Source organism: Phenylobacterium sp. GW821-FHT12F10 (assembly GCF_058806695.1).
In genome coordinates, this window is the sequence record NZ_JBXAPY010000001.1 from 36372 (window position 1) to 62213 (window position 25842).

Annotated in this window: 29 protein-coding genes; 20 read left to right on the forward strand and 9 right to left on the reverse strand. The window is 70.3% G+C overall.

Going from position 1 to position 25842, the window contains the following annotated elements; all coding sequences use genetic code 11:
• Nucleotides 1-35: 35 nt before the first annotated feature.
• Complete coding sequence (locus AC1RN5_RS00190; RefSeq protein WP_304700459.1) at nt 36-212, reverse strand: DUF465 domain-containing protein; 177 nt, start codon at nt 210-212, stop codon at nt 36-38.
• Nucleotides 213-343: 131 nt separating this feature from the next.
• Here AC1RN5_RS00190 and AC1RN5_RS00195 point away from each other — a divergent pair, with 131 nt between their 5' ends.
• The 3 genes from AC1RN5_RS00195 (at nt 344) to AC1RN5_RS00205 (ending at nt 1708) form a co-directional block, all read left to right on the forward strand.
• Nucleotides 344-943 (forward strand): UbiX family flavin prenyltransferase, encoded by a 600-nt coding sequence (locus AC1RN5_RS00195; protein WP_421933196.1) that lies wholly within the window; start codon nt 344-346, stop codon nt 941-943.
• Nucleotides 943-1389 carry a TIGR02444 family protein gene (locus AC1RN5_RS00200; protein WP_493039290.1) on the forward strand — a complete coding sequence of 149 codons (447 nt, stop codon included), beginning with the start codon at nt 943-945 and terminating at the stop codon, nt 1387-1389. The genes AC1RN5_RS00195 and AC1RN5_RS00200 overlap by 1 nt, the downstream gene beginning before the upstream one ends.
• A 97-nt stretch (nt 1390-1486) precedes the next feature.
• Nucleotides 1487-1708 carry a YdcH family protein gene (locus AC1RN5_RS00205; RefSeq protein ID WP_304700462.1) on the forward strand — a complete coding sequence of 74 codons (222 nt, stop codon included), beginning with the start codon at nt 1487-1489 and terminating at the stop codon, nt 1706-1708.
• Here AC1RN5_RS00205 and AC1RN5_RS00210 read toward each other — a convergent pair.
• Nucleotides 1705-2463, reverse strand: a complete 759-nt coding sequence (locus tag AC1RN5_RS00210) for a GGDEF domain-containing protein (RefSeq protein ID WP_493039291.1) — start codon at nt 2461-2463, stop codon at nt 1705-1707. The genes AC1RN5_RS00205 and AC1RN5_RS00210 overlap by 4 nt on opposite strands.
• Before the next feature lie 134 nt (nt 2464-2597).
• Between AC1RN5_RS00210 and purE the strand changes: the two genes are divergently transcribed.
• Both purE and AC1RN5_RS00220 read left to right on the forward strand, forming a co-directional pair.
• The gene (gene purE, locus AC1RN5_RS00215; RefSeq protein ID WP_304700464.1) at nt 2598-3089 is read left to right on the forward strand and encodes a 5-(carboxyamino)imidazole ribonucleotide mutase; all 492 of its coding nucleotides are present in this window, start codon (nt 2598-2600) and stop codon (nt 3087-3089) included.
• A gap of 5 nt (nt 3090-3094) precedes the next feature.
• Nucleotides 3095-4189, forward strand: coding sequence for a 5-(carboxyamino)imidazole ribonucleotide synthase (locus AC1RN5_RS00220; protein WP_493039292.1), 1095 nt, complete (start codon nt 3095-3097; stop codon nt 4187-4189).
• Here AC1RN5_RS00220 and motA read toward each other — a convergent pair.
• On the reverse strand, nt 4186-5055 hold the full coding sequence (gene motA / locus AC1RN5_RS00225; RefSeq protein WP_421933190.1) for a flagellar motor stator protein MotA: 870 nt from the start codon (nt 5053-5055) through the stop codon (nt 4186-4188). The genes AC1RN5_RS00220 and motA overlap by 4 nt on opposite strands.
• 109 nt (nt 5056-5164) lie before the next feature.
• Here motA and AC1RN5_RS00230 point away from each other — a divergent pair, with 109 nt between their 5' ends.
• Complete coding sequence (locus tag AC1RN5_RS00230; protein WP_493039293.1) at nt 5165-6496, forward strand: MFS transporter; 1332 nt, start codon at nt 5165-5167, stop codon at nt 6494-6496.
• A gap of 51 nt (nt 6497-6547) precedes the next feature.
• On the opposite strand, the gene AC1RN5_RS00235 is transcribed toward AC1RN5_RS00230, so the two are convergent.
• Together AC1RN5_RS00235 and AC1RN5_RS00240 are read right to left on the reverse strand one after the other, a co-directional pair.
• Complete coding sequence (locus tag AC1RN5_RS00235) at nt 6548-7825, reverse strand: lytic murein transglycosylase (protein WP_493039294.1); 1278 nt, start codon at nt 7823-7825, stop codon at nt 6548-6550.
• An 87-nt stretch (nt 7826-7912) separates the two neighbouring features.
• Nucleotides 7913-8527 (reverse strand): TetR/AcrR family transcriptional regulator, encoded by a 615-nt coding sequence (locus tag AC1RN5_RS00240; RefSeq protein WP_493039295.1) that lies wholly within the window; start codon nt 8525-8527, stop codon nt 7913-7915.
• Between the two features lie 101 nt (nt 8528-8628).
• Here AC1RN5_RS00240 and AC1RN5_RS00245 point away from each other — a divergent pair, with 101 nt between their 5' ends.
• The 5 genes from AC1RN5_RS00245 to AC1RN5_RS00265 all read left to right on the forward strand — a co-directional run bounded on the left by AC1RN5_RS00245 (nt 8629) and on the right by AC1RN5_RS00265 (nt 11482).
• On the forward strand, nt 8629-9903 hold the full coding sequence (locus AC1RN5_RS00245; protein WP_493039296.1) for a cytochrome P450: 1275 nt from the start codon (nt 8629-8631) through the stop codon (nt 9901-9903).
• 8 nt (nt 9904-9911) lie between these two features.
• On the forward strand, nt 9912-10088 hold the full coding sequence (locus AC1RN5_RS00250; protein WP_421933185.1) for a rubredoxin: 177 nt from the start codon (nt 9912-9914) through the stop codon (nt 10086-10088).
• A 123-nt stretch (nt 10089-10211) separates the two neighbouring features.
• Nucleotides 10212-10337: a type B 50S ribosomal protein L36 gene (gene ykgO, locus AC1RN5_RS00255; RefSeq protein ID WP_111456358.1), complete on the forward strand. Its 126-nt coding sequence runs from the start codon at nt 10212-10214 to the stop codon at nt 10335-10337.
• Between the two features lie 17 nt (nt 10338-10354).
• The gene (locus AC1RN5_RS00260) at nt 10355-10963 is read left to right on the forward strand and encodes an HAD family hydrolase (RefSeq protein WP_493039297.1); all 609 of its coding nucleotides are present in this window, start codon (nt 10355-10357) and stop codon (nt 10961-10963) included.
• Nucleotides 10964-11029: 66 nt separating this feature from the next.
• Nucleotides 11030-11482 carry a PA2169 family four-helix-bundle protein gene (locus tag AC1RN5_RS00265; RefSeq protein ID WP_493039298.1) on the forward strand — a complete coding sequence of 151 codons (453 nt, stop codon included), beginning with the start codon at nt 11030-11032 and terminating at the stop codon, nt 11480-11482.
• 46 nt (nt 11483-11528) lie between these two features.
• Here the strand turns inward: AC1RN5_RS00265 and AC1RN5_RS00270 are convergent, their stop codons facing one another.
• Nucleotides 11529-11798 (reverse strand): hypothetical protein, encoded by a 270-nt coding sequence (locus AC1RN5_RS00270; protein WP_493039299.1) that lies wholly within the window; start codon nt 11796-11798, stop codon nt 11529-11531.
• Between the two features lie 206 nt (nt 11799-12004).
• On the opposite strand from AC1RN5_RS00270, the gene AC1RN5_RS00275 reads away from it, so the two are divergent.
• From AC1RN5_RS00275 to AC1RN5_RS00290, 4 genes are all read left to right on the forward strand, one after another.
• Nucleotides 12005-13237 carry a cytochrome P450 gene (locus AC1RN5_RS00275; protein ID WP_493039300.1) on the forward strand — a complete coding sequence of 411 codons (1233 nt, stop codon included), beginning with the start codon at nt 12005-12007 and terminating at the stop codon, nt 13235-13237.
• 98 nt (nt 13238-13335) lie between these two features.
• Nucleotides 13336-14055 (forward strand): ABC transporter ATP-binding protein, encoded by a 720-nt coding sequence (locus tag AC1RN5_RS00280; protein WP_493039301.1) that lies wholly within the window; start codon nt 13336-13338, stop codon nt 14053-14055.
• Nucleotides 14052-16421, forward strand: coding sequence for an ABC transporter permease (locus AC1RN5_RS00285; protein ID WP_493039302.1), 2370 nt, complete (start codon nt 14052-14054; stop codon nt 16419-16421). Before AC1RN5_RS00280 ends, AC1RN5_RS00285 begins: the two co-directional genes overlap by 4 nt.
• Nucleotides 16422-16425: 4 nt before the next feature.
• The gene (locus AC1RN5_RS00290) at nt 16426-17628 is read left to right on the forward strand and encodes an efflux RND transporter periplasmic adaptor subunit (RefSeq protein WP_493039303.1); all 1203 of its coding nucleotides are present in this window, start codon (nt 16426-16428) and stop codon (nt 17626-17628) included.
• On the opposite strand, the gene folE is transcribed toward AC1RN5_RS00290, so the two are convergent.
• Nucleotides 17625-18206, reverse strand: a complete 582-nt coding sequence (folE, locus tag AC1RN5_RS00295; RefSeq protein ID WP_493039304.1) for a GTP cyclohydrolase I FolE — start codon at nt 18204-18206, stop codon at nt 17625-17627. The two genes, AC1RN5_RS00290 and folE, sit on opposite strands and share 4 nt — an antisense overlap.
• A gap of 121 nt (nt 18207-18327) precedes the next feature.
• Between folE and gapR the strand changes: the two genes are divergently transcribed.
• From gapR to AC1RN5_RS00310, 3 genes are read left to right on the forward strand one after another with little or no spacing between them, the layout of a single operon-like run.
• Nucleotides 18328-18594, forward strand: coding sequence for a nucleoid-associated protein GapR (gene gapR / locus AC1RN5_RS00300; protein WP_215338304.1), 267 nt, complete (start codon nt 18328-18330; stop codon nt 18592-18594).
• Complete coding sequence (locus AC1RN5_RS00305; RefSeq protein WP_493039305.1) at nt 18591-18920, forward strand: hypothetical protein; 330 nt, start codon at nt 18591-18593, stop codon at nt 18918-18920. The genes gapR and AC1RN5_RS00305 overlap by 4 nt, the downstream gene beginning before the upstream one ends.
• Nucleotides 18921-18922: 2 nt before the next feature.
• Nucleotides 18923-19294 carry a hypothetical protein gene (locus AC1RN5_RS00310; RefSeq protein WP_493039306.1) on the forward strand — a complete coding sequence of 124 codons (372 nt, stop codon included), beginning with the start codon at nt 18923-18925 and terminating at the stop codon, nt 19292-19294.
• 4 nt (nt 19295-19298) lie between these two features.
• On the opposite strand, the gene AC1RN5_RS00315 is transcribed toward AC1RN5_RS00310, so the two are convergent.
• Together AC1RN5_RS00315 and AC1RN5_RS00320 are read right to left on the reverse strand one after the other, a co-directional pair.
• Complete coding sequence (locus AC1RN5_RS00315; protein ID WP_493039307.1) at nt 19299-21071, reverse strand: M14 family metallopeptidase; 1773 nt, start codon at nt 21069-21071, stop codon at nt 19299-19301.
• Nucleotides 21072-21180: 109 nt separating this feature from the next.
• Nucleotides 21181-22674, reverse strand: a complete 1494-nt coding sequence (locus AC1RN5_RS00320; RefSeq protein WP_421933173.1) for a sigma-54-dependent transcriptional regulator — start codon at nt 22672-22674, stop codon at nt 21181-21183.
• A gap of 179 nt (nt 22675-22853) precedes the next feature.
• On the opposite strand from AC1RN5_RS00320, the gene AC1RN5_RS00325 reads away from it, so the two are divergent.
• Entirely contained in the window at nt 22854-23504 is a 651-nt protein-coding gene (locus AC1RN5_RS00325; protein ID WP_493039308.1) for a metal-dependent hydrolase, read from the forward strand.
• A gap of 80 nt (nt 23505-23584) precedes the next feature.
• The gene (locus tag AC1RN5_RS00330) at nt 23585-25699 is read left to right on the forward strand and encodes a PQQ-dependent dehydrogenase, methanol/ethanol family (protein ID WP_493039309.1); all 2115 of its coding nucleotides are present in this window, start codon (nt 23585-23587) and stop codon (nt 25697-25699) included.
• Nucleotides 25700-25842: the final 143 nt, after the last annotated feature.

The window sequence follows — 25842 nt, forward strand, 5'->3', positions numbered from 1 at the left end:
GCTCAGGCGTCGGTCACGCTCTAACTCTGGAAGACCTAGTGCGTGGTCTTGGCGCGCAGGGCTTCCATCTCTTCTTTAAGCTTAAGCTTCTTTCGCTTGAGTTCCTTGAGGCGGGTGTCGTCGGAGACCGGTCGGTTGAGCTCGTCCTGGATCGCCTGATCGAGAGAATGGTGGCGGGATCCAAGTTCACGGATGCGGGCTTCAACGGCCATGGTGGGTCGTCTCCTTGTGTTGGAACGATGCCAACACTGAACACCCGCTGTTCTCATCTGTCAGATCACATATGTTTGCGCGTGGGCGGACGGCTTGGGCGCCTTGAAATCAGGCGCGGAGACCCGGTGAAATGACCAATATGGATCGCGCGCGCCTGATCGTGGGCGTCTCGGGCGCCAGCGGGGTGGCCTATGGCCTGCGCACCCTGGACGCCTGCCGCGAGCTGGGCGTCGAGAGTCATCTGATCCTGTCGAAGGCCGCGGCGCTGACCATCGCCCAGGAGACCGACCTCTCCCTGGCGCAGGTCCAGGCCCGCGCCGACGTGGTCCACAAGGTGGGCGACGTGGGCGCCTCGGTGGCTTCGGGCTCCTATCCGACCCTCGGCATGATCGTCGCCCCCTGCTCGGTGCGCACCATGAGCGAGGTGGCCACCGGCGTGACCTCCTCCCTGCTGACCCGCGCCGCCGACGTGACCCTGAAGGAGCGCCGGCCCCTGGTGCTGATGGTGCGCGAGACGCCCCTGCACCTGGGTCATCTGCGCACGATGGTGAAGCTGGCGGAGATGGGGGCGGTGATCGCCCCGCCCCTGCCGGCCTTCTACGCCAGGCCGGCCAGCCTGGAGGAGATGGTGGACCAGTCGGTGGGCCGGGCGCTGGATCTGTTCGGCCTGGCCTGGCGGCCAGTGAAGCGTTGGGGCCAGGATGTCGGTCCGTTGCAGGGAGAAGACTGATGGCGATTTGGGAATGGGCGCTCGAGGCCTACGGGCTGGAGGGCGTGCCGGAGGCCTGCCTCACCCTGCAGGACAGCCACGGCCAGAACACCTCCCTGCTGCTCTGGGCGGTCTGGGCCGAGGGCCCCGACGCCGAGGCCCTGGCCAAGGGCGTGGCCGCGGCCAAGGCCTGGGACGCCACCGTGCTGCTTCCCATCCGCCAGGTGCGCCGGGCGCTCAAGGCGTCGCAGCCGCCGGTGGACGACGGCGCGCGCGAGGCCCTGCGTGAAGACGTGAAGGCCTGCGAGCTGCGGGCCGAGCGGGTGCTGATGGAGACCCTCGGCGAGCTGGCGGGCGCCTCCAGCGGCGGTCATGGGGCGCTGGCCTCCCTGCAGGCGGCCTCGGCGGCCTGGGGCAGGCCCGCGCCGGACGACGCCCTGGCGGCGCTCGCCGCGGCCCTGGGTTAGGGCTCTCGGGACGGGGGGCCGGACCGGTGTCCACAGCGGCGCTTTACGGCGCCCCCGGCGATGCGCATCATCGCGGCGATGAGTTCGGGGCGTGCGTATGAACGACGATGAAACCGAGGAGGCGGAGGACGCCGGCGTGCGCGCGCGCCTGGCCGCCATCAGCCTGGACCATTCCGACCTCGACGCCGCGATCCAGGCCCTGATGCTGGCGCCGCTGCCCGACATGATGGTCATCAGCCGCCTGAAGCGGAAGAAGCTGCTGCTGAAGGACGAGATCGAGCGGCTGAAGGATCAGCTCACTCCGGACATCATCGCCTAGGTTTCGGCCGCCGGGTCGGCGGCGGGCTGGGCCGCCCGCTCGCGGTCGCGCAGGCGCTTGGCGGCGAACATGGCCGCGTCGGCCTCGGCCACCAGGGCCTCCGGCTCGCTGTCGGGGGTGATCTCGCGGACCCCGTAGGAGATGTGCAGGGGCGCCGACCAGTCGCCGAACTGGATGGGGGAGGCCTCGATGGCCTGGGCGAGGGAGTCGGCCTTGGCCCGCGCGGTGGCCTCGTCGGCCTGGACCAGGATCACGCCGAATTCGTCGCCGCCCATGCGGCCGATTATGTCGCTGTCGCGGACGTTGGCCGACAGGCGCTCGGCCACGGCCTGCAGGGCCGCGTCGCCGGCGGCGTGGCCGAAGCGGTCATTGACCCCCTTGAAGCCGTCCAGGTCGAAATAGACCACGCTGGCGGGGGACCCGTAGCGCTGGGCGAAGGTGCGGATTCGGCCAAGCTCACGGATGAAGGCCCGGCGGTTCAGCAGGGGCGTCAAAGGGTCGCGGTCGGCCAGGGTCTCGGCCTCGGAAAGCTTGGCCTTCAGGCGGGCGACCTCGCCGCGAAGATCGTCGATTTCGGTGAGCAGGGTCTTCACCGCCCCCTGGACCGCCGGGGTCAGATCGGCCTCGCCAAGCCCCAGAAAGGCGGTCCGATCGGTCGGCGCGGCCGTTCCGGCGGTGACATAGGCCCCCGCCTGGGCCAAGGCGCGCTTGCGGATGGCCGAAAAGGGTTCGTTGCGGGCGCCAGTGACCTTCATGCGACTATGTGCGGGCTTTCGGCGAACACGAATCGTCGACGCCTTGTCGACGTTAAGAATCCTAAACGTCCTTGGTTGCGGGCGCAAAGGCGGCGCCTATACTCCGCGCCTTCTCGTCGCAGGGGCACGCCTTCATGAGCGCCACGTCAGCGCCCGTCGCCATCATCATGGGCAGCCGTTCCGACTGGCCGACATTGAAGGGCGCGGCCGAGAGCCTCAACGCCCTGGGGGTGGCCTATGAGGCCAAGGTGATCTCCGCCCACCGCACCCCCGATCGGATGTACGCCTTCGCCAAGGGGGCCAAGGCCGCGGGCTTCAAGGTGATCATCGCCGGGGCCGGGGGCGCCGCCCACCTCCCCGGCATGACCGCCTCCATGACCGAGCTGCCGGTGCTGGGCGTCCCGGTGCAGTCCAAGTCCCTCAGCGGCCTCGATTCCCTGCTCTCCATCGTGCAGATGCCGGCCGGCATCGCGGTAGGCACCATGGCGATCGGCGAGGCGGGCGCCCGCAACGCCGGCCTGATGGCCGCCCAGATCCTGGCCCTGTCCGATTCGGCCCTGGCCCAGCGCCTGGCCGATCACCGGGCCCGTCATTCCCAGGCCGTTTCCGAAAGCGTCGAGGACTAGTCTCCATGTCGGATCTTCCCCTGGCGCCCGGCGCGATGATCGGGATCCTCGGCGGGGGGCAGCTGGGCCGGATGCTGGCCCTGGCCGCGGCCCGCCTGGGCTTCGACGTGGCCATCCTGGAGCCGGAGCCAGATTCCCCGGCCGGCCGGGTCGCCGCCCACGCCATCCGCGGCCCCTATGACGATCCCCGCGCCCTGGAGGCCCTGGCCGCGGTGGCCGGCCTGGTGACCTACGAGTTCGAGAACGTGCCCGCCTCGGCGGTGGCCCACCTGATCGCCCAGGGGGTGGAGGTGGCGCCCAACGGCCGGGCGCTCGCCGTGGCCCAGGACCGGGTGGAGGAGAAGACCTTCCTCAATTCCATCGGCGTGGCCACCGTGGCCTTCGCCCAGGCCGACAGCGACGAGACCGCCAGCGCGGCCGTCGCCCAGCTGGGCGCACCGGTGCTGATGAAGACCCGCCGCGAGGGCTATGACGGCAAGGGCCAGCGCTGGGTCGAGCACGTGGCCGACGCCGCGGCGGCCTTCGAGGCCCTGGGGGGGCGGCCAGTTATTTTGGAGGCGCCCGCCGACTTCGTGCGCGAGCTGTCGGTGATCGCCGCCCGCGGCCGGGACGGGGAGCTGGCCATCTATCCCCTGGCCGAGAACCACCACGAGAACGGCGTCCTGCGCCGCTCCGTCGCGCCGGCCGCCATCACCCCGGCCGTGGCCGAGCAGGCCGAACGGATCGCCGCCCAGATCCTCACCGGCCTGGACTATGTGGGGGTGATCGGGATCGAGCTGTTCGAGCTCCCCGACGGCCGGCTGCTGGTCAACGAGATCGCGCCGCGGGTGCACAACACCGGCCACTGGACCATGGACGGCTGCGAGGTCGACCAGTTCGAGCAGCACATCCGCGCCGTCGCCGGCTGGCCGCTGGGCCCCACGGCGGCGATCGCCCGGGTGGAGATGCTGAACCTGCTGGGGGACGAGGTCGAGGCCTGGGCCAAGCTGGCCGGCGAGCCGGAAACCCGGCTGCATCTCTACGGCAAGCGCGACGCCAAGCCCGGCCGCAAGATGGGCCACGTCAACCGGGTCAGCCCCCTGGCCGACCCGCGGCGCTAGGCTTCGTTGGGAATGGCCGAGAGGGCCTCTTCCAGCTCCAGGAAGCTGGGCTGGGCGCCGGAGGGGACGCTGCCGCGGCCGATTTCCACCGAGATCTGGGCGGCGTTGCCGTGCAGGTGGGCCACCAGGACCGACTGGATGATTCGGTAGTAGGAGGCTTCCTCCTCGACGATCTCCTTCAGGCGGGTCGCGAAGGGACCCACCAGGCCATAGGCCAGGAACACGCCCAGGAAGGTGCCCACCAGGGCGCCGCCGATCATCTCGCCCAGGATCTCCGGGGGCTCGGTGATGGCGCCCATGGTCTTGATGACGCCGAGCACGGCGGCGACGATGCCCAGGGCGGGCAGGGCGTCGGCCAGGCTCTGCAGGGCGCCGGCGGGCGCCAGGGATTCGTGGTGGTGCTTCTCCAGCTGCTTTTCCATGGCGTCCTCGACCTGGTGCGGGTCCTCGAGGTTCATGGTCATCATCCGCAGGGTGTCGCAGATGAAGTCGACGGCGAAGTGGTCCTTGGTCACCTTGGGGAAGCGCGAGAAGATCGAGGAGTCCTTGGGGTTCTCGATGTGGCTCTCCAGGGCGATGACGCCCTTGGACTTCATGGTCTTGGTCAGCAGGAACAGCAGGGACAGCAGGTCGCGATAGTCCGAGGCCTTCCACTTGGGGCCCTTGAACACCTTGGCCAGGCCCGAGCCCGAGCTCTTCACCACCGTCATCGAGTTGGAGATCAGGAAGCTGGCGACGCCGGCGCCGCCGATGGCCATCATCTCGTGCGGGGCGGCGTGCAGGATGACGCCCATATTGCCGCCGGACATGATGTAGCTGCCGAACACCAGGCCGAAGAGCAGCACGATGCCGATGATCTGAAACATGCGAGACGGGTCCTAGGGCGCGATAGGCCGGAGCATCCCTGTTAATGCTTAATGCCCGGTGAGGATTTATGGGGTTTCGCGCCCTGGCGGCGCGGACTAACAGCCAGGGATGCCCAAGCCCCCCTCGGCCGCCCTCGGCCTGCCCAAGTCGTCCTTCGCGATCATTTTCGGGGTCTCCCTGGTCACCGCCATGGGCAATACCGGAATGATCTCGGTGCTGCCGGCCATCGGCCGCTCCATCGGCATTCCCGACTATCTGGTGGCCGGCGTCTTCTCGCTGTCAGCCCTGCTGTGGGCGGGCTCCTCGCCCTATTGGGCGCGGACCTCCGACCGCTACGGCCGCAAGCCGCTGATGCTGGTGGGGCTGACGGGGTTCGCCGTCTCCATGGCCGCCTGCGCCCTGGTGGTGTCGGCGGGCCTGCACAAGCTGGCCGCGCCCATGGTGATCTTCGTCTTCTTCCTGCTGGCGCGGGCCCTGTTCGGCCTGTTCGGCGCCGCGTCGAATCCCGCCACCCAGGCCTATGTGGCCGAGCACACCCCGGTGGAGGAGCGGACCACGGCCATGTCGAGCCTGGCCGGCGCCTTCGGCCTGGGGACGGTGATCGGGCCCTTCCTGGCGCCGCTGTTCATCCTGCCCTTCCTGGGCATCGGCCTGGCCGGGCCGATGCTGGTCTTCTCGCTGATCGCGCTCTCCATGCTGTTCGTGGTGTGGAAGTACCTGCCGGAGAGCCAGCACATGCCGGCCCAGCCGGTGAAGATGGCGCCCACCATGGACGCCAAGGCCGACGCCGCGGGCAAGGAGACGCCCATGTGGCGCGATCCGCGCCTGACGCCCTTCCTGATCTACGGCTTCATCGTCGCGGTCTGCCAGACCGCCCAGGGTCAGACCCTGGGCTTCCTGATCATCGACAAGCTCGGCAAGTCCCCCACCGAGGCGCAGGGCTTCATCGCCATCGCCATGATGTTCGGCGCCATGGCCGGCCTGCTCTCCCAGTGGGGGATCATCCGCATGTTCGAGATGACGCCGCGCCAGCTGCTGCGCTGGGGCGTGGCGGTGGCGGCCCTGGGCAACCTGATCGTGGCCTTCCAGCCGAGCTACGCCGCCGTGGTGGCGGGCTACGCCATCTCAAGCCTGGGCTTCGGCCTGGCCAGGCCGGGATTCACCGCCGGCTCGTCCCTCGCCGTGGGCATGCATGAGCAGGCCCGCGCGGCCGGCGCCATCGCCGCGGTGAACGGGGTGAACGTGGTCCTGGCCCCGCTGTTCGTGCTGCTCTACGAAAAGATCCACGCCGCGCCCTTCGTGCTCAACATGGTCATGATGCTGGCCATGCTGGTCTACGCCTTCCGCAACAGCCAGCTGGCCAACGCCGACCCCAAGCCGACCACCCAGGCCGACTCGGCCATGGCCACCCTGGAGAAGAGCGACGAGGGGTCGCTCTAGCGCGGGCCGCCGGCCGCGGCCCTGGCGCCGGTCGCCCGAGCGCCCTGAGCCCTAGAGGATGTTGGCCTCGGCCTTCAGGCGGCTGACCATGTCCTGGGACAGGTAGCCGTCGGCCGTCAGGCCGCGGGACTTCTGCCAGTTGCGCAGGGCGGTGCGGGTGTTGACCCCCACCACCCCGTCGGGCTGGCCGGGATCGAAGCCGAGCTGGGCCAGCGCCCGCTGGGTGACGATGCGGTCGCCCAGCGACAGCGGGCTCTCATAGGGCCAGGGCTTCACCAGGGGCCCCATGCCGCCGAAGCGGTCGGCCAGCAGGCCGACGCCCAGCGCGTAGGTGGTGGCGTTGTTGTACTTGCGGATCACGAAGTGGTTCGGGAACAGCAGGAAGCAGGGGCCCTGGGCGCCGGTCGGCGCGATCAGCATCGCCTTGGCCCCCTGGTCGCCGGAGCTCCAGGGCAGGCCGTCGGCGCGGCGCACCCCCAGCTGGGCCCACCAGTCCGGGGTCTCGCGGGGGCCCTCGGTGAGGCTGTAGTCGAAGCCGTCGGGCAGGGTCACCTCGCGCGCCCAGCCCTGACCGCGCTGCCAGCCGCCCTTGGCCAGCAGGTTGGCGGCCGAGGCCAGGGCGTCGGGGGCGGAGCCCCAGACGTCGCGGCGGCCGTCGCCGTCGCCGTCCACCGCAGTGGCCAGGAAGCTGGTGGGGATGAACTGGGTCTGGCCCATGGCGCCGGCCCAGGATCCGCGCAGGCGATCGCGGGGGAACTCGCCGGAGCCGATGATCCGCAGGGCGGCCATCAGCTGATCCTCGGCGAAGGCCCGGCGGCGGCCCTGGGCGGCCAGGGTGGCCATGGAGCGGACCACGTCGAAGTCCCCCATCACCGCGCCGAACCCGGTCTCCATGGCCCAGATGGCCATCAGGATGTCGCCGGGCACGCCGTAGCGGTCCTCGATCTGGGCCAGGGTGGGGGCGAGCGCCGGCTTGCGGCGGGCGGCTATGGCCACCCGGTCCTCGCTGACCACGCCCTTGATGTAGTCGCCGAAGGGCTTGGCGAATTCCGGCTGGCGGGTGTCCAGGCTGTTGACCCGCGGATCGGGCGTCAGGCCCGCCAGCTCCCGGTCCAGCAGGGCTGGCGGCAGGCCGGCCTTCACCGCGCGCATGTAGAAGTCGCGGGCCCACTCGTCGAAGGTCATGTCCCCCGACTGGGTGGGCGGGGCGGCCGGCGCCGGCTGCTGCGGCGTGGGGGCGGGCGGCATGGGGCTGACCGTCGGCACCAGATTGGCCGAGGGGTCGGCGCAACCGGCCAGGAGCAGAACGAGAAAACAGCGACGATCCATCCGGGCAACCTAGCGGTGACCGCGGCTGCGACTCAATCACAAGCCCGTCAGGGGCGAACGGCCCCTCGTGCGCGGCGCGCGAGGGGCTCAGGCCGCGAAGCTGAGTCGCAGGGTCATCAGGCTGGTCTCGCGGATCGGGGCGAGGTCCATCATCGGGTCCAGCAGCAGTTGCATGGACAGGCCAAACAGCAGGGCGCCAGTGATCAGGGCCGCGGCGTCGGCGTCGATGCCGGCCCGCACCGCGCCCTCGGCCTGGCCGCGCAGGAAGAAGGACTCCAGGGCCTGCTCCACCTGCTTGTGGGCGGCGGCGAAGGGCGCGCGCAGTTCCGAGACGTCGGCCACGGCGGCGGCCAGGACCACGAAATAGGCCCGCAGCTCGCCGTCGCGGTCGAGGGCGGCCAGGAAGACGTCGACATAGGCCAGGACCGCCTCCAGGCCGTTCAGCTCATCGACCCGCCGGTCCTCCAGCAGGCCCCCGAGGCGGCCCTGCAGGTCGGCGATCAGGGCCTCGATCAGGCCCCGCTTGGAGCCGAACCGCTGGGTCACCAGGCCGCGGCTGTAGCCGGCCCGGGCGCCGATATTCTCGAAGGTGGCCGCGCCCATGCCGCGCTCCACCACCAGCTCGGCGGCGGCCGTCAGCAGCCGGCGTTCGGATTCGTCGCGCCGCTGGGCCTGGCTCCGGCGCGCTTTGACCTTCGTCAATGTCGTGACCATGTTGCGGATTCTAGAAAGTTGTTGGACAACTAACAAGTGGGTCGCGCTTGACCGTGCCCGCTCCAAGACAAGCAAGGCTGGAAACGCGCATGACCATCCCGTCCGATATCGCCCAGACCATCGTCGATCCCCGCGCCTATGCGGACGGAAAGCAAGTGGACGACGCCTTCGCCTGGCTGCGCAAGGAGGCGCCCCTGGAGCAGGCCCAGCCCGAGGGATTCGACCCCTTCTGGGTGGTGACGCGCCACGCCGACATCCTGGAGGTCGAGCGCCAGAACGACCTGTTCCACAACGGCGACCGCTCCACCGTGCTCACCACCATCGAGGCCGACAAGAAGGTGCGCGAGATGATGGGCGGCAGCCCGCACCTGGTCCGCTCCCTGGTGCAGATGGATAACCCCGACCACATGGCCTACCGGCGCCTGACCCAGGGCTCCTTCGTGCCGCAGAGCCTGCGCCCCCTGGAGGCGCGGATTCGCGAGATCGCCCGCGGCTTCGTCGACCGCATGGCCGCCCACGGAACCCAGTGCGACTTCGCCCGTGACGTGGCCTTCCTCTATCCGCTGCACGTGATCATGGAGGTGATCGGGGTGCCGGAATCCGACGAGCCGCGGATGCTGAAGCTGACCCAGGAGCTGTTCGGCAGCGCCGACCCCGAGCTGAACCGGACCGGCGACACGGCCCAGACCACCGACGAGGGCGTCGACACCATCCAGTCGGTGGTGATGGACTTCATGTTGTATTTCAACGCCATCACCGAGGATCGCCGGATCAATCCCCGCAACGACCTGGCCAGCGTCATCGCCAATGGCACGGTCAACGGCCAGCCGCTCGGCCACCTGGAGGCCATGAGCTACTACATCATCGCCGCCACCGCCGGCCATGACACCACCTCGTCGACCACCGCCGGCGCCCTGTGGGCTCTGGCCGAGAACCCCGAGCAGTTCGCCAAGGTGAAGGCCGACCCGAGCCTGATCCCCGGCCTGATCGAGGAATCGATCCGCTGGGTGACGCCGGTGAAGCACTTCATGCGCACGGCCACCGCCGACGCCGAGCTGGCGGGCAAGAAGATCGCCAAGGGCGACTGGATGATGCTGTCCTATCCCTCCGGCAACCGCGACGAGGCGGTCTTCGCCGACCCCTTCAAGTTCAACGTCGAGCGCACCCCCAACAAGCACGTGGCCTTCGGCTACGGCGCCCATGTGTGCCTGGGCCAGCACCTGGCCCGGATGGAGATGCGGGTCCTCTGGGAGGAGCTGTTCGCGCGCCTGGAGTCGGTTGAACTGGATGGCGCGCCGCGCAACATGACGGCCAGTTTCGTCTGCGGGCCGAAGTCGGTTCCGATCCGCTTCAAGATGCATTGAGCCCGCCCGTGTCCGAGCCCTTCAAGACCTGGCAGTGCCGCACCTGCGGCTACATCTATGAGGAAGAGTTCGGCGATCCGGGCGAGGGCCTGGCGCCGGGCACCCGGTGGGCCGACATCCCCGACACCTGGGTCTGCCCCCTGTGCGGCACCGCCAAGGCCGAGTTCGACATGATCGAGCTGTAGAGACGAGCGGGGCGGGGCGCGACAACGCCCGCCCGCCGTTGACTCGTCCGCCGCCGCCTCGTATATGCGCCGGCTCTTGTAGACACCCCCGGGCGAGAGCCTGGTCTTTAAGAAGATACGGTCATGAAGGTTCGAAGCTCGCTCAAGTCGCTCAAGACGCGTCACCGCGACTGCAAGCTCGTGCGCCGCAAGGGCGTCGTCTACATCATCAACAAGACCAACCCGCGCTTCAAAGCCAAGCAAGGCTAAGGCGGCCGGGGTCCCGGATGCCGAAGGCGGTCATCTGGGACGTTGGTAATGTGGTCGTGCGCTGGAATCCGCGCACGCTCTATTCCCAGATCTTTCCAGAGCCGGTCGCTTGCGACCGGTTTTTGTCGTCGGTCTGCACCATGATCTGGCACGTGAACCACGACCTGGGGGTCAGCTTCGCCGACAATCGCGCGCCCCTGGTCGCCCAGTTCCCGGAATATCGCGAGGCGATCGAGGCCTGGGAGACCCGCTGGTGGGACATGTTCTCCGGGACCATTCCCGAGAGCGAGGCCGCCATCGAGGCCCTGCATGAGGCCGGGGTGGCGCAGTACGGCCTGACCAACATGGCCGACGAGACCTTCGAAGGCACCATGGCCATGAGCCCGGCCTTCGGGCGCTTGGCCGACATCGTGGTCTCGGGCCGCGAGGGCATGATCAAGCCCGACCCCCGGATCTACGCCCTGACCTGTGAGCGCTTCGGCCTGGCGCCGGAGGACATCTTCTTCATCGACGACAGCCTGGCCAACGTCGAGAGCGCCCGGGCCTTCGGCATCGACACCCACCACTTCACCGATCCGGCGGCCCTGCGGCCGGCCCTGGTGTCGCGCGGCCTGCTGCGGGTCTGACCTCCCGCCGAGGAACCGGCGGCGGCGGCGCATGTTGTGGAGCGGTCACCAGCAAGGAGATCGCCCATGAGCACCCCCGCCGACCACGCCGTGAAGGTCCTGAACAGCCTGATCGAGACCACCCTCGACAGCGCCCACGGCTACAAGGAGGCCGCCCACAGTTCCGAGGACACGCAGTACAAGACCCTGTTCAGCGAGCGCTCGCTGAAGCGCATGAAGATCACCGGGGAGCTACAGCAGGAGGTGCGGACCTTCGGCGGCGAGCCGGAGGACGACCAGTCCGTGCTCGGCAAGGCGCACAACATGTTCGTCGACCTGAAGGCCGCCGTCATGGGTCATGACGAGAAGGCGATCATCAACGAGGTCGAGCGCGGCGAGGACTTCATCAAGGCCAAGTTCGAAAAGGCCCTGGCCGAGGACGACCTGCCCGCGACGGTCCGCGAGGTGGTCAGCCGCGCCTTCGCCGACATCAAGGCCGACCATGACAGCATCAGCGCCCTGAAGAAGCGCCTGAACTAGGAGAGCCGGCCCCGGCGTCTCTGTGCGCCGGGGCCGCCCCTTCGACCTAGTGGGTCTTGGCGGCCGCGTCGGCGGCGGCGTCGGCCTTGCGGGCCGCCGTGCCCGCGGCGTCGGCGGTGTTGGCCGCGGCGTTGTCCACCGCCGCGGCGGTGTTGGCGGCCGCCGCGTCGGCGTTGGCCGCGGTGTCGTTGGCGGCCGAGGAGGCCGCGGCGCCAGCCTGGTCGGCGGCGGCGGCGGCGTGGTCTTCGGTCTTCTGCGAGCAGGCGGCCAGGGTCAGGCTGGCGACAGCCGCCGAGAGGATCAGGGCGAGGCGCATGGGGTTCTCCGTTGGTGTTCAGGGTCTGCAGCGCCCACCCAGGCGACGGGAAGGCCGGAGCGCTCCCGCCTCGAATGAGGCCGAGAGCCTTAACCGCGCAAGGCCGGCTTTGGATGCATGGAGCGCCGGCAAGTCGACGCTGGGTCACCCTTGCGAGCCGCGGCGCTTCCGGAGCAGGGTGGTCCATCGACTGAAGGACCGTGGCGATGACCTCCCAGCCTCTCCCCTCGATGATCGACCTGACGCCGCTCAACGAGACCTATCGCATCGACCCCCACGAGGTTCTGGACGACCTGCGGAGCCGATGCCCGGTGCATCGCGATCCCCTCTCGGGCAATTTCGTCATCAGCCGCTATGGCGACGTGCGCGCCATCGTCTCCGACCGGGAGCTGTGGCGCGATCCGCTGCGGGCCGAGCCCGCGGCGATGTTCCAGCGGCAACAGACCCAGGGCTACGATCCCAGCCTGCCGCGCACCAGCCAAGCTAGCATCCTCACCCTGGACGACCCCGACCACGCCCGCATCCGCCAGCCCCTGGCCCAGGCCCTCTACGCCCGGGTGGCCCGCTTCCGCCCGGAGGTGGAGCGCATCGTCGGCGAGGCCCTGGACCGGATGGCGGGCGAGCCCAGCCTCGACCTGATGGCGGCCTTCTGCGTCCCGATCCCCATCGACGCCATCGCTTCGATCCTGGGGGTCGACCATGACCGCCTGGCGGAGTTCCGCGAATGGTCGGAGGGCAGCATCCAGGGCCTGAACCCGTTCCGCACCCCCGAACAGACCGCGGTGATGGAGACCGCCAGCGCGGCGCTGTCGAGCTACTTCACGCAGACCATCGCCGCCCGCCGGGTCGCGCCCCGCGACGACCTGATCAGCGACATGGTGGGGCTGCAGGCGGCCGGCGCCGACCTCAGCGACGACGAGCTGCGCATCAACCTGACCGCCCTGCTGATCGGCGGCAACCTCACCACCACCGACCTGATCGGCAACGCCGTGCGCCTGCTGCTGCTCCACCCGGCGGAGCTGGCCAAGCTGAAGGCCGATCCGAAGATCATCAACGGCCTGGTGGAGGAGGTGCTGCGCTACGAGCCGCCGGTGGACATCACCGGACGCATCGCGTCCGCCGACATGGAGGTGGGGGGCTGTCCGGTGAAGGCCGGCCAGGCCATGACCGTCTCCCTGCGGGCCGCCAACCGCGATCCCGAGGTCTACGAGGACCCGCACCGCTTCGACGTGACCCGCAAGCACCGGCCCCATGTGGCCTTCGGCGGCGGCGCCCATATCTGCATCGGCGCGCCCCTGGCGCGGCTGGAGGCCCAGGTGGCCCTGGTGATGCTGTTCGACCGCTTCCCGGACCTGAAGCTGGCCCATCCGGACGAAACCCCGGACTGGCGCCGCCTGCCCTTCTTCCGGGGCATGGAGCGCCTGGACGTGCTCATCTAGGTCGGGCGCCAACCCAGCGTTGACCCGGATCAAGGCCGGCCCTGGCCGGGGCCTCCAGGGTCGGGATTGATACGCGCTCGAGGCGCCCGGGGCCGGACATGGACTCTTCCAAAGCGACACCGGCCTTCGACATCCGGGGCCTGGCCAAGGTCTACAGGACCGAGGCCGGGGAGGTGCACGCCCTGCGCGGCGTCGACCTGCAGATCGCCAAGGGCGAGACCCTGGTGCTGCTGGGGCCCTCGGGCTCGGGCAAGTCCACCCTGCTCAACATCCTGGGGGGCCTGGACCGGGCGAGTTCGGGCTCGGCGCGCTTCCATGACCTGGAGCTGACCACCGCCAGCGACCGGGAGCTGACCCGCTACCGGCGGGCCAACGTCGGATTCATCTTCCAGTTCTTCAACCTGGTCCCCAGCCTGACGGCGCGGGAGAACGTGGCCCTGATCACCGAGATCTCCCGCGACCCCATGCCGCCCGAGGAGGCCCTGGCCCGCGTCGGCCTGGCCGAGCGGCTGGACCACTTCCCCGCCCAGCTCTCCGGCGGCGAGCAGCAGCGGGTGGCCGTGGCCCGCGCCATCGCCAAGCGGCCCGAGCTGCTGTTCTGCGACGAGCCCACCGGGTCCCTCGACAGCGAGAGCGGGGTCCGCGTGCTGGAGGCCATCGCCGAGGTCACCGCCGCGGTGGGGGCGACCACCATGATCGTCTCCCACAACACCTCGATCGGGGCCATGGCCGACCGGATCATCCGCTTCCGCGACGGCCAGATCACCGAGGCGGCGGTGAACCCCCACAAGATCGCCCCCCGGGAGATGGCCTGGTGAGGCCCGCTCCCCTGGACCGCAAGGTGCTGCGCGATCTGTGGCGGATGAAGTGGCAGGTGCTGGCCATCGCCCTGCTGATCGCCTGCGGGGTCTCGGTGGCGGTGATGTCCTTCTCGGCCCAGAGGGCCCTGGCCACCGCCCAGGCCGACTTCTACGAGGCGACCCGGTTCGCCGACGCCTTCGCCCAGGCCAAGCACGCCCCCCTGTCCCTCGCCCGGGAGCTGGCGGCCATCGAGGGGGTGAGCGCCCTGGACGTGCGCATCGCCGAGGTGGGCCTGATGGACGTGCCGGGCCTGGCGCGGCCGGCGACGGCCCGGCTGATCGCCCTGCCGCAGGACGAGCGGGCGGCGCTGAACGGGATCGTGCTGGTCCAGGGGCGGCTCCCCGACCCCACCCGTACCGACGAGGCCGTGGCCTTGAAGACCTTCATGACCGCCGCCCACCTGCATCTGGGCCAGAAACTGAGCGCGGTGATCGGCGGGCGGACCTTCGACTTCAAGATCGTCGGGGCGGCCCTGTCGCCGGAATATGTCTATGTGCCGGCCCCGGAGTCCTTCATGCCCGACGACGCCCACCAGGGGGTGCTGTGGGCGCCGCGGCCAGCGGTGGAACGGGTGGCCGGGATGTCGGGGGCGTTCAACACCGCCGCCTTCCGCCTGGCGCCGGGGACCTCGGTCGCCGGCGTGCTGCAGGACATCGACCGGCTGCTGGCGCCCTATGGCGGCCGGGCGGCCTACGCCCGCGCCGATCAGCCCTCCCACGCCTTCCTCGACGCCGAGCTCAAGGAGCTGTCCACCTCGGCCACCATCCTGCCGCCGATCTTCCTGCTGATCGCCGCGGCCCTGGTTCACCTGGTGATCTCCCGGCTGGTGGAGGCCGAGCGCGAGCAGATCGGCCTGCTCAAGGCCTTCGGCTACAGCGACCTGGAGGCGGCCTCGCCCTATCTGAAGCTGGCCGGCGCCATCGGCCTGACCGGCGCCCTGGCGGGGGGGCTCCTGGGCGGCGCCCTGGGGGCGGCCATCGTCGACCTCTATCGGGACTATTTCCGCTTCCCCGTCCTGGAGGTGACCTTCCATTGGCCGGCCTTCGTCGGCGCCTCGGCGGTGGCCGTGGGGGCGGCCCTGGCCGGATCCCTGACGGCGGTCCGCCGCGCCGCGGCCCTGTCGCCGGCGGTCGCCATGTCGCCGCCCCGGCCCGCGGCCTATCGCGCCGGCCTGCTGGACCGCCTGGTGCGGGGCAAGGGCGTCGACCAGGCCACCCGGATGGTCGTGCGCCACCTGGAGCGGTTCCCGATGCGCGGCCTGCTGGCCGCCCTGGGCCTGGCCTCCAGCCTGTCCCTGCTGGTGGGGACCCAGTTCATGTTCGACAGCATCGAGCAGGTGGTGGACCAGGCCTATTTCCGCACCCAGCGCTGGACGGAGTCGGTGGGCCTGGCCGAGGCGCGCGGGATCGCCGCGGTGGCCGAGATCGGCCGCCTGCCCGGGGTGACCGCGGCCGAGCCGGTGCGGGTCGTCGCCGCCCGCCTGAAGGCCGCCGGGCGCGAGGAGACCACCCGCCTGGTGGGGTTGGGTTCCGGGGCGCGCCTGCAGCAGCCCCTGGACGCCCGCGACCGGCCCATCCCCTTCAAGGGCGACGGCCTGGTGGTGAGCGAGGCCCTGGCGGGACGCCTGGGCCTGCATCCCGGCGACCGGGTCTGGGTGGAGGTGCTGGACGGACGCGGCCCCAGCGCCCTGATGACCATCACCGCTCTGGCCCGCGACTACAGCGGTTTCGCCGCCTATCTGGACCGCCGCGCCCTGAACCGACTGATGGGGGAGGGCGACCTGGCCAACCGCGCCGAGCTGCTGGTGGCGGCCGACGCGCGGCCGGCCTTCTATCGCGCGGTGGAGGCCAGGCCCGGCATCGTCGGGGCCTCGTCGCGCGACGAGACGGTGGCCGCCTGGCGCCAGGCCATGGCCGAGGCCTTCCGCGTGACGCTGATCTTCTATGTCGGCTTCGCCGCCGCCATCGCCTTCGGGGTGGCCTATAACGTCACCCGCATCTCGCTGTCGGAGCGGTCGCGGGACCTGGCCACCCTGCACGTCCTGGGCTTCGGCCATGGCGAATGCGCCTATATCCTGGCCGGGGAGCTGGTGATCCTGGCCCTGGCGGCGGTCCCCTTGGGGATTCTGGGGGGACAGGCCCTGGCCCATGGGCTGGTGGCCGCCTATTCCCGCGACGAACTGCGGCTGCCGGCGGTGATCACCGCCCAGAGCTACGGCCTGGCGATCGGCGCCTATCTGAGCGCCGTGCTGCTGGGCGGGGTGCTGGTGGTGCGCCGTGTCTGGGGCCTCGACCTCGTAAGCGTTCTGAAGACCAGGGAGTAGGGCCGTGGCCGACATCAAGTGGGTGAGATGGGCGCTGGGGGGCGCGGCGGCGGCGGTGGCGGTCGGCGCCCTGGCCCTGCTGCTGGCCCCGCGGCCCGTGCCGGTGGACGTCGGGATCGCGGGCGTGGGGCCCATCGCCCAGAGCGTCGCCGACCAGGGGCTGGCCCGGGTGCGGGAGGCCTATCTGGTGGCCGCCCCGGTTTCCGGCCGGCTGGAACGGGTGGAGCTGCACGTGGGCGACCGGGTCGTGGCCGGAACGACGGTGGTGGCCAGGATCCGTCCGGCCAGCGCCGACCTGCTGGACCCCCGGGCCCGCGCCCAGGCCGAGGCGACGGTCACGGCCGCGCAGGCGGCGGTCGGCGCGGCCCAGGCTCAGCAGGAGGAGCTGGCGGCGCAGGCGCGCAAGGCCGACGGCGACCTCGCCAGGGTCCGCGTCCTGGCCGAGAAGGGCTTCGCCGCCCGCCAGGCCCTGGATTCCGCCGAGGCACAGAGCCGCGCCACGCGCGCGGCGGTGCGGGCCGCGGCCGCGCAACTGTCGGTCCGGCGCTCGGAGCTGGCGGTGGCGCGCGGCGCCCTGCTGGGCCCCGACGCCGGCGACGGCCAGGCGGTGCCGGTGACCTCGCCCGCGTCGGGCTATGTCACCCGGGTGCTGCAGGAGAGCGCCGCGCCGCTCGCCATGGGCGCGCCCCTGCTGGAGGTCAGCGACCAGAGCGGCCTGGAGGCGGCCATCGAGTTCCTGTCCCAGGACGCGGTGCGGATCGCCGAGGGCATGCCGGCCGAGATCTACGACTGGGGCGGTCCCGGAACCCTGCCGGCGGTGGTGCGCCGGGTGGAGCCCCAGGCCTTCACCAAGACCTCGGCCCTGGGGGTCGAGGAGCAGAGGGTGCGGGTGCTGCTGCAGCTCACCGGTCCGGCGGCGAGCTGGGCGCGGCTGGGTCCCGGCTACCGCGTCTGGGGCCGGGTGATCCTGCGCCAGGCGCCCCACGCCCTGAAGGCGCCCCTCGGCGCCCTGGTGCGGGCCGACGGCGGCTGGGCGGTCTATCGGATCGAGGCCGGCCGGGCGCGGCTGGCCCCCATCAAGGTGGGCGCCCTCACCGACCGGGAGGCCGAGGTGCTGTCGGGCCTGAAGGCGGGCGACCGGCTGGTGGTCTTCCCCTCCGACAAGGTCCGCGACGGCGTGCGGGTGAAGGAACGGCCGAACCCCTAGCCTCGGACGAGTTCGAAGAACTCCTGGCGCGTGCGGGGATCGTCGCGGACCTCGCCCAGCAGGTGGCTGGTGGTCAGGCGCGAGCCCGGGGTGTTGACCCCGCGCATGGTCATGCAGCTGTGCTCGGAGATGATCACCACCCCCACGCCCTTGGGCGCCAGGATGTCCTGGATGGCGCCGGCGATCTCGGCGGTGAGCTTCTCCTGGATCTGCAGCCGCCGGGCGAAGCCGTGGACCACGCGGGCCAGCTTGGAGATCCCCACCACCCGGTCATTGGGCAGGTAGCCGACATGGGCTGTGCCCAGGAAGGGCAGCATGTGGTGCTCGCAGAAGCTCACCACCCGGATGTCCTTCAGGATCACCAGCTCGTCATAGCCCCCCACCTCCTCGAACGTGCGGGCCAGGTAGTCCTTTGGGTCGGTCTCGTAGCCGGAGAACAGCTCCTTGTAGGAGCGCGCCACCCGGGCCGGGGTCTCCTTGAGGCCCTCGCGGTCGGGATCGTCGCCGGCCCATTCGATGAGGGTGCGGACGGCGGCCTCGGCGTCGGCCTGGGTCGGGGGTTTGGGGGAACTGGTCATCGGGGGAACTCCGCGGCGTTCCGCCTCAACGGATCGCCCCGGTGAAGGTTCAGAGCGGATGACAGCGCCGGGTCCGGAGGCTAGTGTCCGCCGCTTTCCAGCCTCCTATCCGCGAGCTCCCATGGCCGACGACGCTTCCCACGCCGACATCCTGAACCAGACGGCCCAGGGCCAGCTGAAGAGCATCATCGAGCGCATCGAGCGCCTCGAGCAGGAGAAGTCGGAGATCGCCGAGCAGATCAAGGAGGTCTTCGCCGAGGCCAAGGGCAACGGCTTCGACGTCAAGATCCTGCGCAAGGTGATCCGCATCCGCAAGCAGGACGCCGCCAAGCGCCAGGAAGAAGACGCCATCCTCGACCTCTACCTCTCCGCGCTCGGAGTGATTTGAAGCGGGGCCCGCCAGACCGGAAGGCGCAGGCCCAACGGGCCGCGCTGAACGCCCTGAAGCGCGCCCAGCGCACGGCCGACAAGGCCGGCGTGAAGCTCTCCGACTGGGAGGGCGAATTCCTCGAATCGGTCACCGAGCGGGTGAAGACCTACGGCCGAGCCTTCGCCGACCCCGAGAAGGGCGGCGCGGGCGAGGCCTTCTCGGTGATGCAGCACATCAAGCTGAAAGAGATCGTCGCCAAGGCCAAGGGCGAGACCAAGCCGCCGCCGGCCCGGCGAGGCTTCAAGCGGCGCGGGCCGCCCAAGGCCGACAAGGACGGCGCCTAGGCGTGACCTCCGACGACACCCTGCCCGAGCTGATCGCGCGGGCGAGGCGGGCGGCGCTCACCCTGCGCGCCACGACCGTGAAGCAGCGCGGGGCCCGCCACGCCGTCTATGTGGCGCTGCTGGAGGATCCGCGCCGGCCCTGCCGCTGGGGCCTCTATGTGGGCGAGACCTCCCGCGACCCCGACCTGCGTTTCGACCAGCACAAGACCGGCTACAAGGCCAGCCGATGGGTGAACCGCTTCGGCGTCCGCCTGCTCCCCGAGGTGGTGGAGCACCTCAACCCCCTCAAGCGCTGGGAGGCCATCGACCTGGAGGAAGCCCTCGCCGAGGCCTTCCGCAAGGCCGGCGTGGCCTGGGTCGAGGGCGGCCACTAGGGCCTCAGGTTTCCCGCCCGATCGGATAGAGCCGGTAGCGGTCGTCATAGAAGGGCGTGCGCTCATAGAACCAGGCCAGGCGCGCGGCGGGGTCCCTGGCGAAGTCCGGCTCGGAGGCCAGCCTGGTCTCGAACTCCGCCCGCAACTCGGCGTCGGCGGCCAGCATGCGGTCGGCCAGGGGGGCGATGGCGTAGGCCTCGATATATTCCACCCGGGTCAGCACCTCGGGGATCATGCCCCAGGAAAAGAAGCTCTCGCTGGACTGCGGCTCCAGCAGCAGGACCACCAGGTCCCCCAGGGGCTGGTCGGTGGAGATCCGCGCCGAGCCGGGCGGGAAGGTCCAGGCGCGGCGCTCGGGGATCACCTGGGTGACCTTGATGGCCACGTGACCCTCGGCGGCCTCGCGGGCGATCTCCGGGTCCTTCAGCCGCAGCATGTCCAGGGTGAGGGTGCGCGGCGCCTCGACCCGCTCCATCGCCACCCCGTGCAGGGCCAGGCGCTCGATCAGGTCGCGCCGGTAGCTGGGGACCCAATAGGCCCGGGGCCGAGAGAGCGTCAGGGTCGGCTCCGACAGGAAATGGGGCAGGGACCACGGCTCCGGGTCCGGCTCCCCCAGCCAGCGGATCTCGCGGCGTCCCGAGGCCGGGCTCTCATAGGTGTCGTAGCGGATGCCCTTGAAGCTGCGCGTCCGCGCGGGCGCCTTGGCCCGGACGAAGTTGGCCGGAATCTGCGCCGGCCGCAGGGCGCGGTCGGCGGCGATGGCGGCCTTCAGACCCGCGCCCTCGCGGGCCAGCAGGCCCAGCGCGGTCTCCAGGAACACATAGGTGGCCAGCACCCGCTGGGCGTGGGGCTTGAGGCTGTGGTTCTCGATCAGGATGGTGGGGACATGGGCCGCCGCGCCCCAGCCGTTGGAGAACCGCTCGCCGAGCCCGCCGTCCGACAGTCCCGCCTTGGGGTCGTCGTCGTCCAGGCCGAACACCAGCTCGCCGGGGATGTGGCCCTCGGCCTCCAGGGCGTCGTTCATCACCGGCTTGAACACGTCGTCCAGCCAGATGGCGATGGCCGGCGACCGCGACCAGGAGCGTTCCTCGCCGTTGTAGCCGTAGGTCAGGTCGTACTGGTAATCGAGGCCGTCAGTGACGTGGATATCCACATAGAGGTCGGGCCGGTACCTGTTCAGCAACGACCGCGCCGCCTGCATCTCCGGCTGGTCCAGCTTCATGTAGTCGCGGTTGAGGTTCTGGTTCGTGGCGGTGTTGCGCCAGCCCTGGATGCGGGGCCCGCGCTGGTTGGGCCGCGAATAGGCCGAGGCCCGCTCGTGGCCGTCGACGCTGAGGATCGGCGCCAGGATCAGGTTGGCCCCGTCCAGCAGGTGGTCCTTTCCATGGAAGCAGATGTCGCGCAGCAGCATCATGCCGGCGTCCTTGCCGTCGATCTCGCCGGGATGGATGCCCGCCTGGGCCAGCAGCACCGGCTTGCCCGGATCGAAGGCCGCCCCGTCCTTGCTGGCGATCACCGCATAGATCGGCCGCCCCTCCGGCGAGGTCCCGAACACCTCGATGCGGATCCAGGGCGAGGCCGCCTCCAGCCGGTCGAACCAGGCGCGGGTCGCGGCGTAGTCGGGGCTGAAATTGTGGTCGGGGTCGGCCTCGAAGGCGGTGACCCAGGGATCGGAGGCCGGCCGCAGCAGGGCCTGGCTGGCGCCCTGCCAGGGCGGGGCCGGGGGCAGGAACTCCTGGTCCCAGGGGGCGACGGGGGCGGCGGGGGTGTCGACCATCTGCAGGCTCACTCCGGACGCGGCGAAGCCTGGCTCCGACGCGAGCTTGAACCTGTCCTCATTGCGGGAGCGGGCGGCCCCTGTCGAGGGCCCGCCCGAGCTCGGCCGGTCAGGCGACGGCCGCGGAGTCCTCGCCTTCGCCGTCCTTCAGGATGCCGTCCAGACCCTGTTCGCGAACCTTGCGGTAGAGGGTGGAGCGGCCGATGCCGAGCCGGCGGGCCACCTCGCTCATGTGGCCGGCATAGATCTCGATGGCCAGCTGGATCAGGTCGCGCTCGATCTCCTCCAGGGTCCGCAGGTGGCCGCGGCCGTCCAGGATGCGCACCGGCGAGTCCTGGGGGATCTCGCTCATCAGCTGCTGGGCCGTCGGCAGGGACGGCGCCTGGGCCATCAGGGCGGTGGGGGAGACGGCCTCCGGCGGCGGGGCGGCCACCCCGGAGATGGCCGGGAAGTCGTAGGGCTGCAGATAGGGCGAGTCGGCCAGGACGATGGCGCGATAGACCGCGTTCTCCAGCTGGCGGACATTGCCCGGCCAGTCGAAGGCCGTGAGGAAGGCCAGGGTCTCGGGCGAGGCGCCCACCACCGACTTGCCCTCTTCGATATTGAAGCGGCGGATGAAGTGCTCCACCAGGGCCGGGATGTCCTCGCGGCGATTGCGCAGGGCCGGGGCCTCGATGGGGAAGACGTTGAGGCGGTAGAACAGGTCCTCGCGGAACAGGCCGTCCTTCACCGCCTGGGCCGGATCGCGGTTGGTGGCCGAGACGATGCGGACGTCGACCTTCAGCGAGCGCTTGGAGCCGATGGCGTCGACCTCGCCCTCCTGCAGCACCCGCAGCAGCTTGACCTGCATGTCCAGCGGCAGCTCGCCCACCTCGTCGAGGAACAGGGTGCCGCCATTGGCCTCCTGGAACTTGCCCAGGTGCTTGTCGGTGGCGCCGGTGAAGCTGCCCTTCTCGTGACCGAACAGGATGCTCTCGATCAGGTTCTCGGGGATGGCGCCGCAGTTGACCGCCACGAAGGGCTTGCCTGCGCGGTCCGACGAGCCGTGCACGGCGCGCGCGATGACTTCCTTGCCGACCCCGCTCTCGCCGGTGATCAGGATGGGGATGGAGGACTTGGCCGCCCGCTCGCCCAGGCGCTTGACCATGGTCATGGCCGGGGAGTCGCCCACCATGTCGGCGAAGCTGGCGCGGCCGGTCGTGTGTTTCTTCAGCCGCTCGACCTCGCTCTTCAGGGAGCCGAGATTCAGCGCGTTGCGGATCGAGACGATGATGCGTTCCGGCGAGGCCGGCTTGACGAAGAAGTCGCAGGCGCCGGCCTGCATGGCGGCGACCACGGTGTCGATGCCGCCGGTGGCGGTGACCACGATCACCGGCTGCTGGTGACCGCGGGCGCGCATCTCCTTGAGGGTCTCCTGGCCGGTGATGCCGGGCATCACCAGGTCCAGCAGCACCAGGTCGGTCGGCGCGCCCGACTGCAGCCGGGCGATCGCCTGGTCGCCGTTCTCGGCGTGGACCGCGACAAAGCCCTCCCGCTCCAGGACCGCCTGGATCAGCCTGCGCTGTGTCGGGTCGTCATCGACGACTAGGACCGTCTTGGTCATTTGAAAACACCCACCAGAACCGGGCGCCGCCGCATGGACGAGGCCTCTTGTTGACCCGGATTGATACAGGCCTTGGGTAAAGGACGCGTTTCGGAGTCCTGAGTCGGGCGTTAACGCGGGGACTTGCGCACGGCCAAGCTCCGGCGCTCTCATCGGCCGAAATCCTGGGGAGGACGCCGATGTTCGTGGGCCACTACGCCGCCGCCCTTGCGGCCAAGAGCGCCGAGCCCCGCGGGCCGCTCTGGACCTATGTCCTGGGCTGCCAGCTGATCGACGTGGCCTGGGGCGGCCTGATCGCCGCCGGCGTCGAGCGGGTCACCGTGGACCCCAGTCTGCCGGGCAGCGCCCTGGTGCTGGAGCACATGCCCTACACCCACAGCCTGCCGGCCTCGATCGCCTGGTCGGTGGGGGCCGCCCTGCTGGCGAGGCTGGTCCTGCGCCTGCCCTGGAGGGTGGCGGTGGTGATCGCCCTGACGGTCTTCTCCCACTGGCTGGCCGACCTGCTGGTCCACCGCCCCGATCTGGAGCTTTGGTTCGGCGGCGAGAAGGTGGGGCTGGGGCTGTGGAACTATCCGGTCCCGGAACAGGCCGTGGAGATCGGCCTGCTGGGCCTGGCCGCGGCGGCCTGGACCTGGCGGCGCGCCAAGCTTGGCCAGGGGCTGTGGCCGGCCCTGGTGTTCGTCGCCCTGCTGCTCGCCCTGCAGATCTACGCCATGCTGCAACCGGCCAATCCCGACCCTGTCGGCCTGGGGACCACGGCGCTGGCCGTCTACCTCGCGTTCACGGTCCTGGCATGGATCGTCGACCGGCCTGGGCGCAGGCCGGCCTGACGCGACGTCACCGGTTGCGGCGTCGACGCGCGCGCGCATAGTGCGGCCAGGACCGGCATACACGGTCGGGGAGGACCATCATGAAGCTCAGCAAGCTCGCCATCGTCCTGGCGATCTCAGCCCTCGTCGCGGCCTGCGGACAGGCCAAGCCCGGAAACGTCGACGGCAAGCGGATCGCCGCGGCCGCGAGCAACGGCGACTGGGTCTCGGTGGGCCGGACCTATGACGAGCAGCGCTTCAGTCCCCTCACAAAGATCGACACCAAGAACGTCGGGACCCTGGGCCTGGCCTGGTACCACGAGTTCGACACCGACCGCGGCCAGGAGGCCACCCCGGTGGTGGTCGACGGGGTCATGTACACCACGACGGCCTGGTCCAAGGTCTACGCCTTCGACGCCAAGACCGGCGAGCTGAAGTGGTCCTACGACCCCAAGGTCGACGGCTCCAAGGGCTATGACGCCTGCTGCGACGTGGTCAACCGTGGGGTCGCCGTCTGGAAGGGCCGGGTCTATTTCGGCACCCTCGACGGCCGGCTGATCGCGCTCGACGCCGCCACCGGCAAGCCCGTCTGGACGACCCAGACCACCGACAATTCCCAGCCCTATACGATCACCGGCGCCCCCCGGATCATCAAGGACAAGGTGATGATCGGCAACGGCGGCGCCGAGTACGGCGTGCGCGGCTACCTGTCGGCCTACGACACCGCCACCGGCAAGCTGGTCTGGCGCTTCTACACCACCCCCAACGCCAAGGGTCAGCCGGACGGCGCGGCCAGCGACAAGATCATGAAGGAGAAGGCCGCCGCCACCTGGTTCGGCGACGGCTGGAAGGAGACCGGCGGCGGCGGCACGGTCTGGGACTCCATGGCCTATGATCCCGACCTCGACATCCTCTATGTGGGCGTCGGCAACGGCTCGCCCTGGAACCGGCTGAAGCGGTCGGACGGCAAGGGCGACAACCTCTTCCTGTCCTCGATCCTGGCGCTCAAGCCCGACACCGGCGCCTATGTCTGGCACTATCAGACCACGCCCGGCGAGAGCTGGGACTACACCGCCACCCAGCACATCATCCTGGCCGACCTGACCGTGGGCGGGACGCCGCGCAAGGTGCTGATGCAGGCGCCGAAGAACGGCTTCTTCTACGTCCTCGACCGGGCGACCGGCGAGCTGCTCTCGGCCAAGAACTATATCCCGGTGACCTGGGCGACGGGGATCGACCCCAAGACCGGCCGCCCCATCGAGAACCCCGGCGCGCGCTATGAGACCGCGCCGTCCCTGCAGTTCCCCGGACCGCTGGGGGGCCACAACTGGCACCCGATGTCCTTCAGCCCCAAGACCGGCCTGGTCTATATCCCGGCCCAGCTGGACCCCTTCGCCTACACCAACGAGAAGGACTACAAGCACCGCCAGGGCGCCTGGAACCTGGGCACCGATCTGCTGGCCAACGCCTTCCCGAGCGACAAGGCCCAGCTCGCCGGCCTGAAGTCGATGTTCAAGGGCCAGCTGATCGCCTGGGACCCGGTGGCCCAGAAGGCCCGCTGGACCGTGCAGCATCCCTATTTCTGGAACGCCGGCATCATGTCGACGGCCGGCGGCCTGGTGTTCCAGGGCGATGGGGTGGGCGAGTTCGTCGCCTATGACGCCGCCACCGGCAAGAAGCTGTGGAGCTACAAGACCGAGAACGGCGTCGTCGCCGCCCCCTCCACCTACGAGATCGACGGCGAGCAGTACGTGGCCCTGATGGTGGGCTATGGCGGCGGGGCGCCGACCTCGGCCTCGGCGGTGCTGCGCGAGCGGCCCCGGCTTCCTGGCCGCCTGATGGTCTTCAAGCTGGGCGGCAAGGCCCAGGCCAAGCCCTACGACATCCCGGTGATCCCCAATCTCGACCTCACCGGCGTCACCTCCGCCGGCGACGCCAAGGCGGGCTTTGCTCTGTTCCACAATAACTGCCAGGTCTGCCACGGTCCCAGCGCCTCGGGCGCCTTCCTGCCCGACCTGAAGAAGTCGCAGATGCTGCTGACCGAGGCCGACTGGAAGTCGGTGGTGATCGACGGCGCCCGCAAGGCCAACGGCATGGCGAGCTTCGCCCGCTTCCTGTCGCCCAAGGACGCCGAGGACATCCGCGCCTACGTCCTCACCGAGGCCCGCAACGCCCAGGCCGGCGCCGCGCCCGCCAAGGCCCAGGGCGCGAAGTAGGGCGTCCGCCCAAGATCCTCCCCCAGCGCGCAGCGCGAACTGGGGGAGGTGGCGCGCGCAGATATGCGCGTGACGGAGGGGGTGTCTGGCAGGGCGCCGGCAAACAAGAGTCAAAGTCCCCCTCAGCCAGCCTTACGGCTGGC

What these genes read in the sequence shown, in the direction of transcription:
- AC1RN5_RS00325 (WP_493039308.1), top strand. Translation starts at nt 22,854, where the DNA reads ATGTTCGTGGGCCACTACGCCGCCGCCCTTGCGGCCAAGAGCGCCGAG.
- folE (WP_493039304.1), bottom strand. Translation starts at nt 18,206, where the DNA reads ATGACCAGTTCCCCCAAACCCCCGACCCAGGCCGACGCCGAGGCCGCC.
- AC1RN5_RS00245 (WP_493039296.1), top strand. Translation starts at nt 8,629, where the DNA reads ATGACCATCCCGTCCGATATCGCCCAGACCATCGTCGATCCCCGCGCC.
- ykgO (WP_111456358.1), top strand. Translation starts at nt 10,212, where the DNA reads ATGAAGGTTCGAAGCTCGCTCAAGTCGCTCAAGACGCGTCACCGCGAC.
- AC1RN5_RS00320 (WP_421933173.1), bottom strand. Translation starts at nt 22,674, where the DNA reads ATGACCAAGACGGTCCTAGTCGTCGATGACGACCCGACACAGCGCAGG.
- AC1RN5_RS00275 (WP_493039300.1), top strand. Translation starts at nt 12,005, where the DNA reads ATGACCTCCCAGCCTCTCCCCTCGATGATCGACCTGACGCCGCTCAAC.
- motA (WP_421933190.1), bottom strand. Translation starts at nt 5,055, where the DNA reads ATGTTTCAGATCATCGGCATCGTGCTGCTCTTCGGCCTGGTGTTCGGC.
- AC1RN5_RS00270 (WP_493039299.1), bottom strand. Translation starts at nt 11,798, where the DNA reads ATGCGCCTCGCCCTGATCCTCTCGGCGGCTGTCGCCAGCCTGACCCTG.
- AC1RN5_RS00220 (WP_493039292.1), top strand. Translation starts at nt 3,095, where the DNA reads ATGTCGGATCTTCCCCTGGCGCCCGGCGCGATGATCGGGATCCTCGGC.
- purE (WP_304700464.1), top strand. Translation starts at nt 2,598, where the DNA reads ATGAGCGCCACGTCAGCGCCCGTCGCCATCATCATGGGCAGCCGTTCC.
- AC1RN5_RS00230 (WP_493039293.1), top strand. Translation starts at nt 5,165, where the DNA reads ATGCCCAAGCCCCCCTCGGCCGCCCTCGGCCTGCCCAAGTCGTCCTTC.
- AC1RN5_RS00265 (WP_493039298.1), top strand. Translation starts at nt 11,030, where the DNA reads ATGAGCACCCCCGCCGACCACGCCGTGAAGGTCCTGAACAGCCTGATC.
- AC1RN5_RS00260 (WP_493039297.1), top strand. Translation starts at nt 10,355, where the DNA reads ATGCCGAAGGCGGTCATCTGGGACGTTGGTAATGTGGTCGTGCGCTGG.
- AC1RN5_RS00330 (WP_493039309.1), top strand. Translation starts at nt 23,585, where the DNA reads ATGAAGCTCAGCAAGCTCGCCATCGTCCTGGCGATCTCAGCCCTCGTC.
- AC1RN5_RS00205 (WP_304700462.1), top strand. Translation starts at nt 1,487, where the DNA reads ATGAACGACGATGAAACCGAGGAGGCGGAGGACGCCGGCGTGCGCGCG.
- AC1RN5_RS00315 (WP_493039307.1), bottom strand. Translation starts at nt 21,071, where the DNA reads ATGGTCGACACCCCCGCCGCCCCCGTCGCCCCCTGGGACCAGGAGTTC.
- AC1RN5_RS00195 (WP_421933196.1), top strand. Translation starts at nt 344, where the DNA reads ATGACCAATATGGATCGCGCGCGCCTGATCGTGGGCGTCTCGGGCGCC.
- AC1RN5_RS00200 (WP_493039290.1), top strand. Translation starts at nt 943, where the DNA reads ATGGCGATTTGGGAATGGGCGCTCGAGGCCTACGGGCTGGAGGGCGTG.
- AC1RN5_RS00190 (WP_304700459.1), bottom strand. Translation starts at nt 212, where the DNA reads ATGGCCGTTGAAGCCCGCATCCGTGAACTTGGATCCCGCCACCATTCT.
- gapR (WP_215338304.1), top strand. Translation starts at nt 18,328, where the DNA reads ATGGCCGACGACGCTTCCCACGCCGACATCCTGAACCAGACGGCCCAG.
- AC1RN5_RS00235 (WP_493039294.1), bottom strand. Translation starts at nt 7,825, where the DNA reads ATGGATCGTCGCTGTTTTCTCGTTCTGCTCCTGGCCGGTTGCGCCGAC.
- AC1RN5_RS00210 (WP_493039291.1), bottom strand. Translation starts at nt 2,463, where the DNA reads ATGAAGGTCACTGGCGCCCGCAACGAACCCTTTTCGGCCATCCGCAAG.
- AC1RN5_RS00280 (WP_493039301.1), top strand. Translation starts at nt 13,336, where the DNA reads ATGGACTCTTCCAAAGCGACACCGGCCTTCGACATCCGGGGCCTGGCC.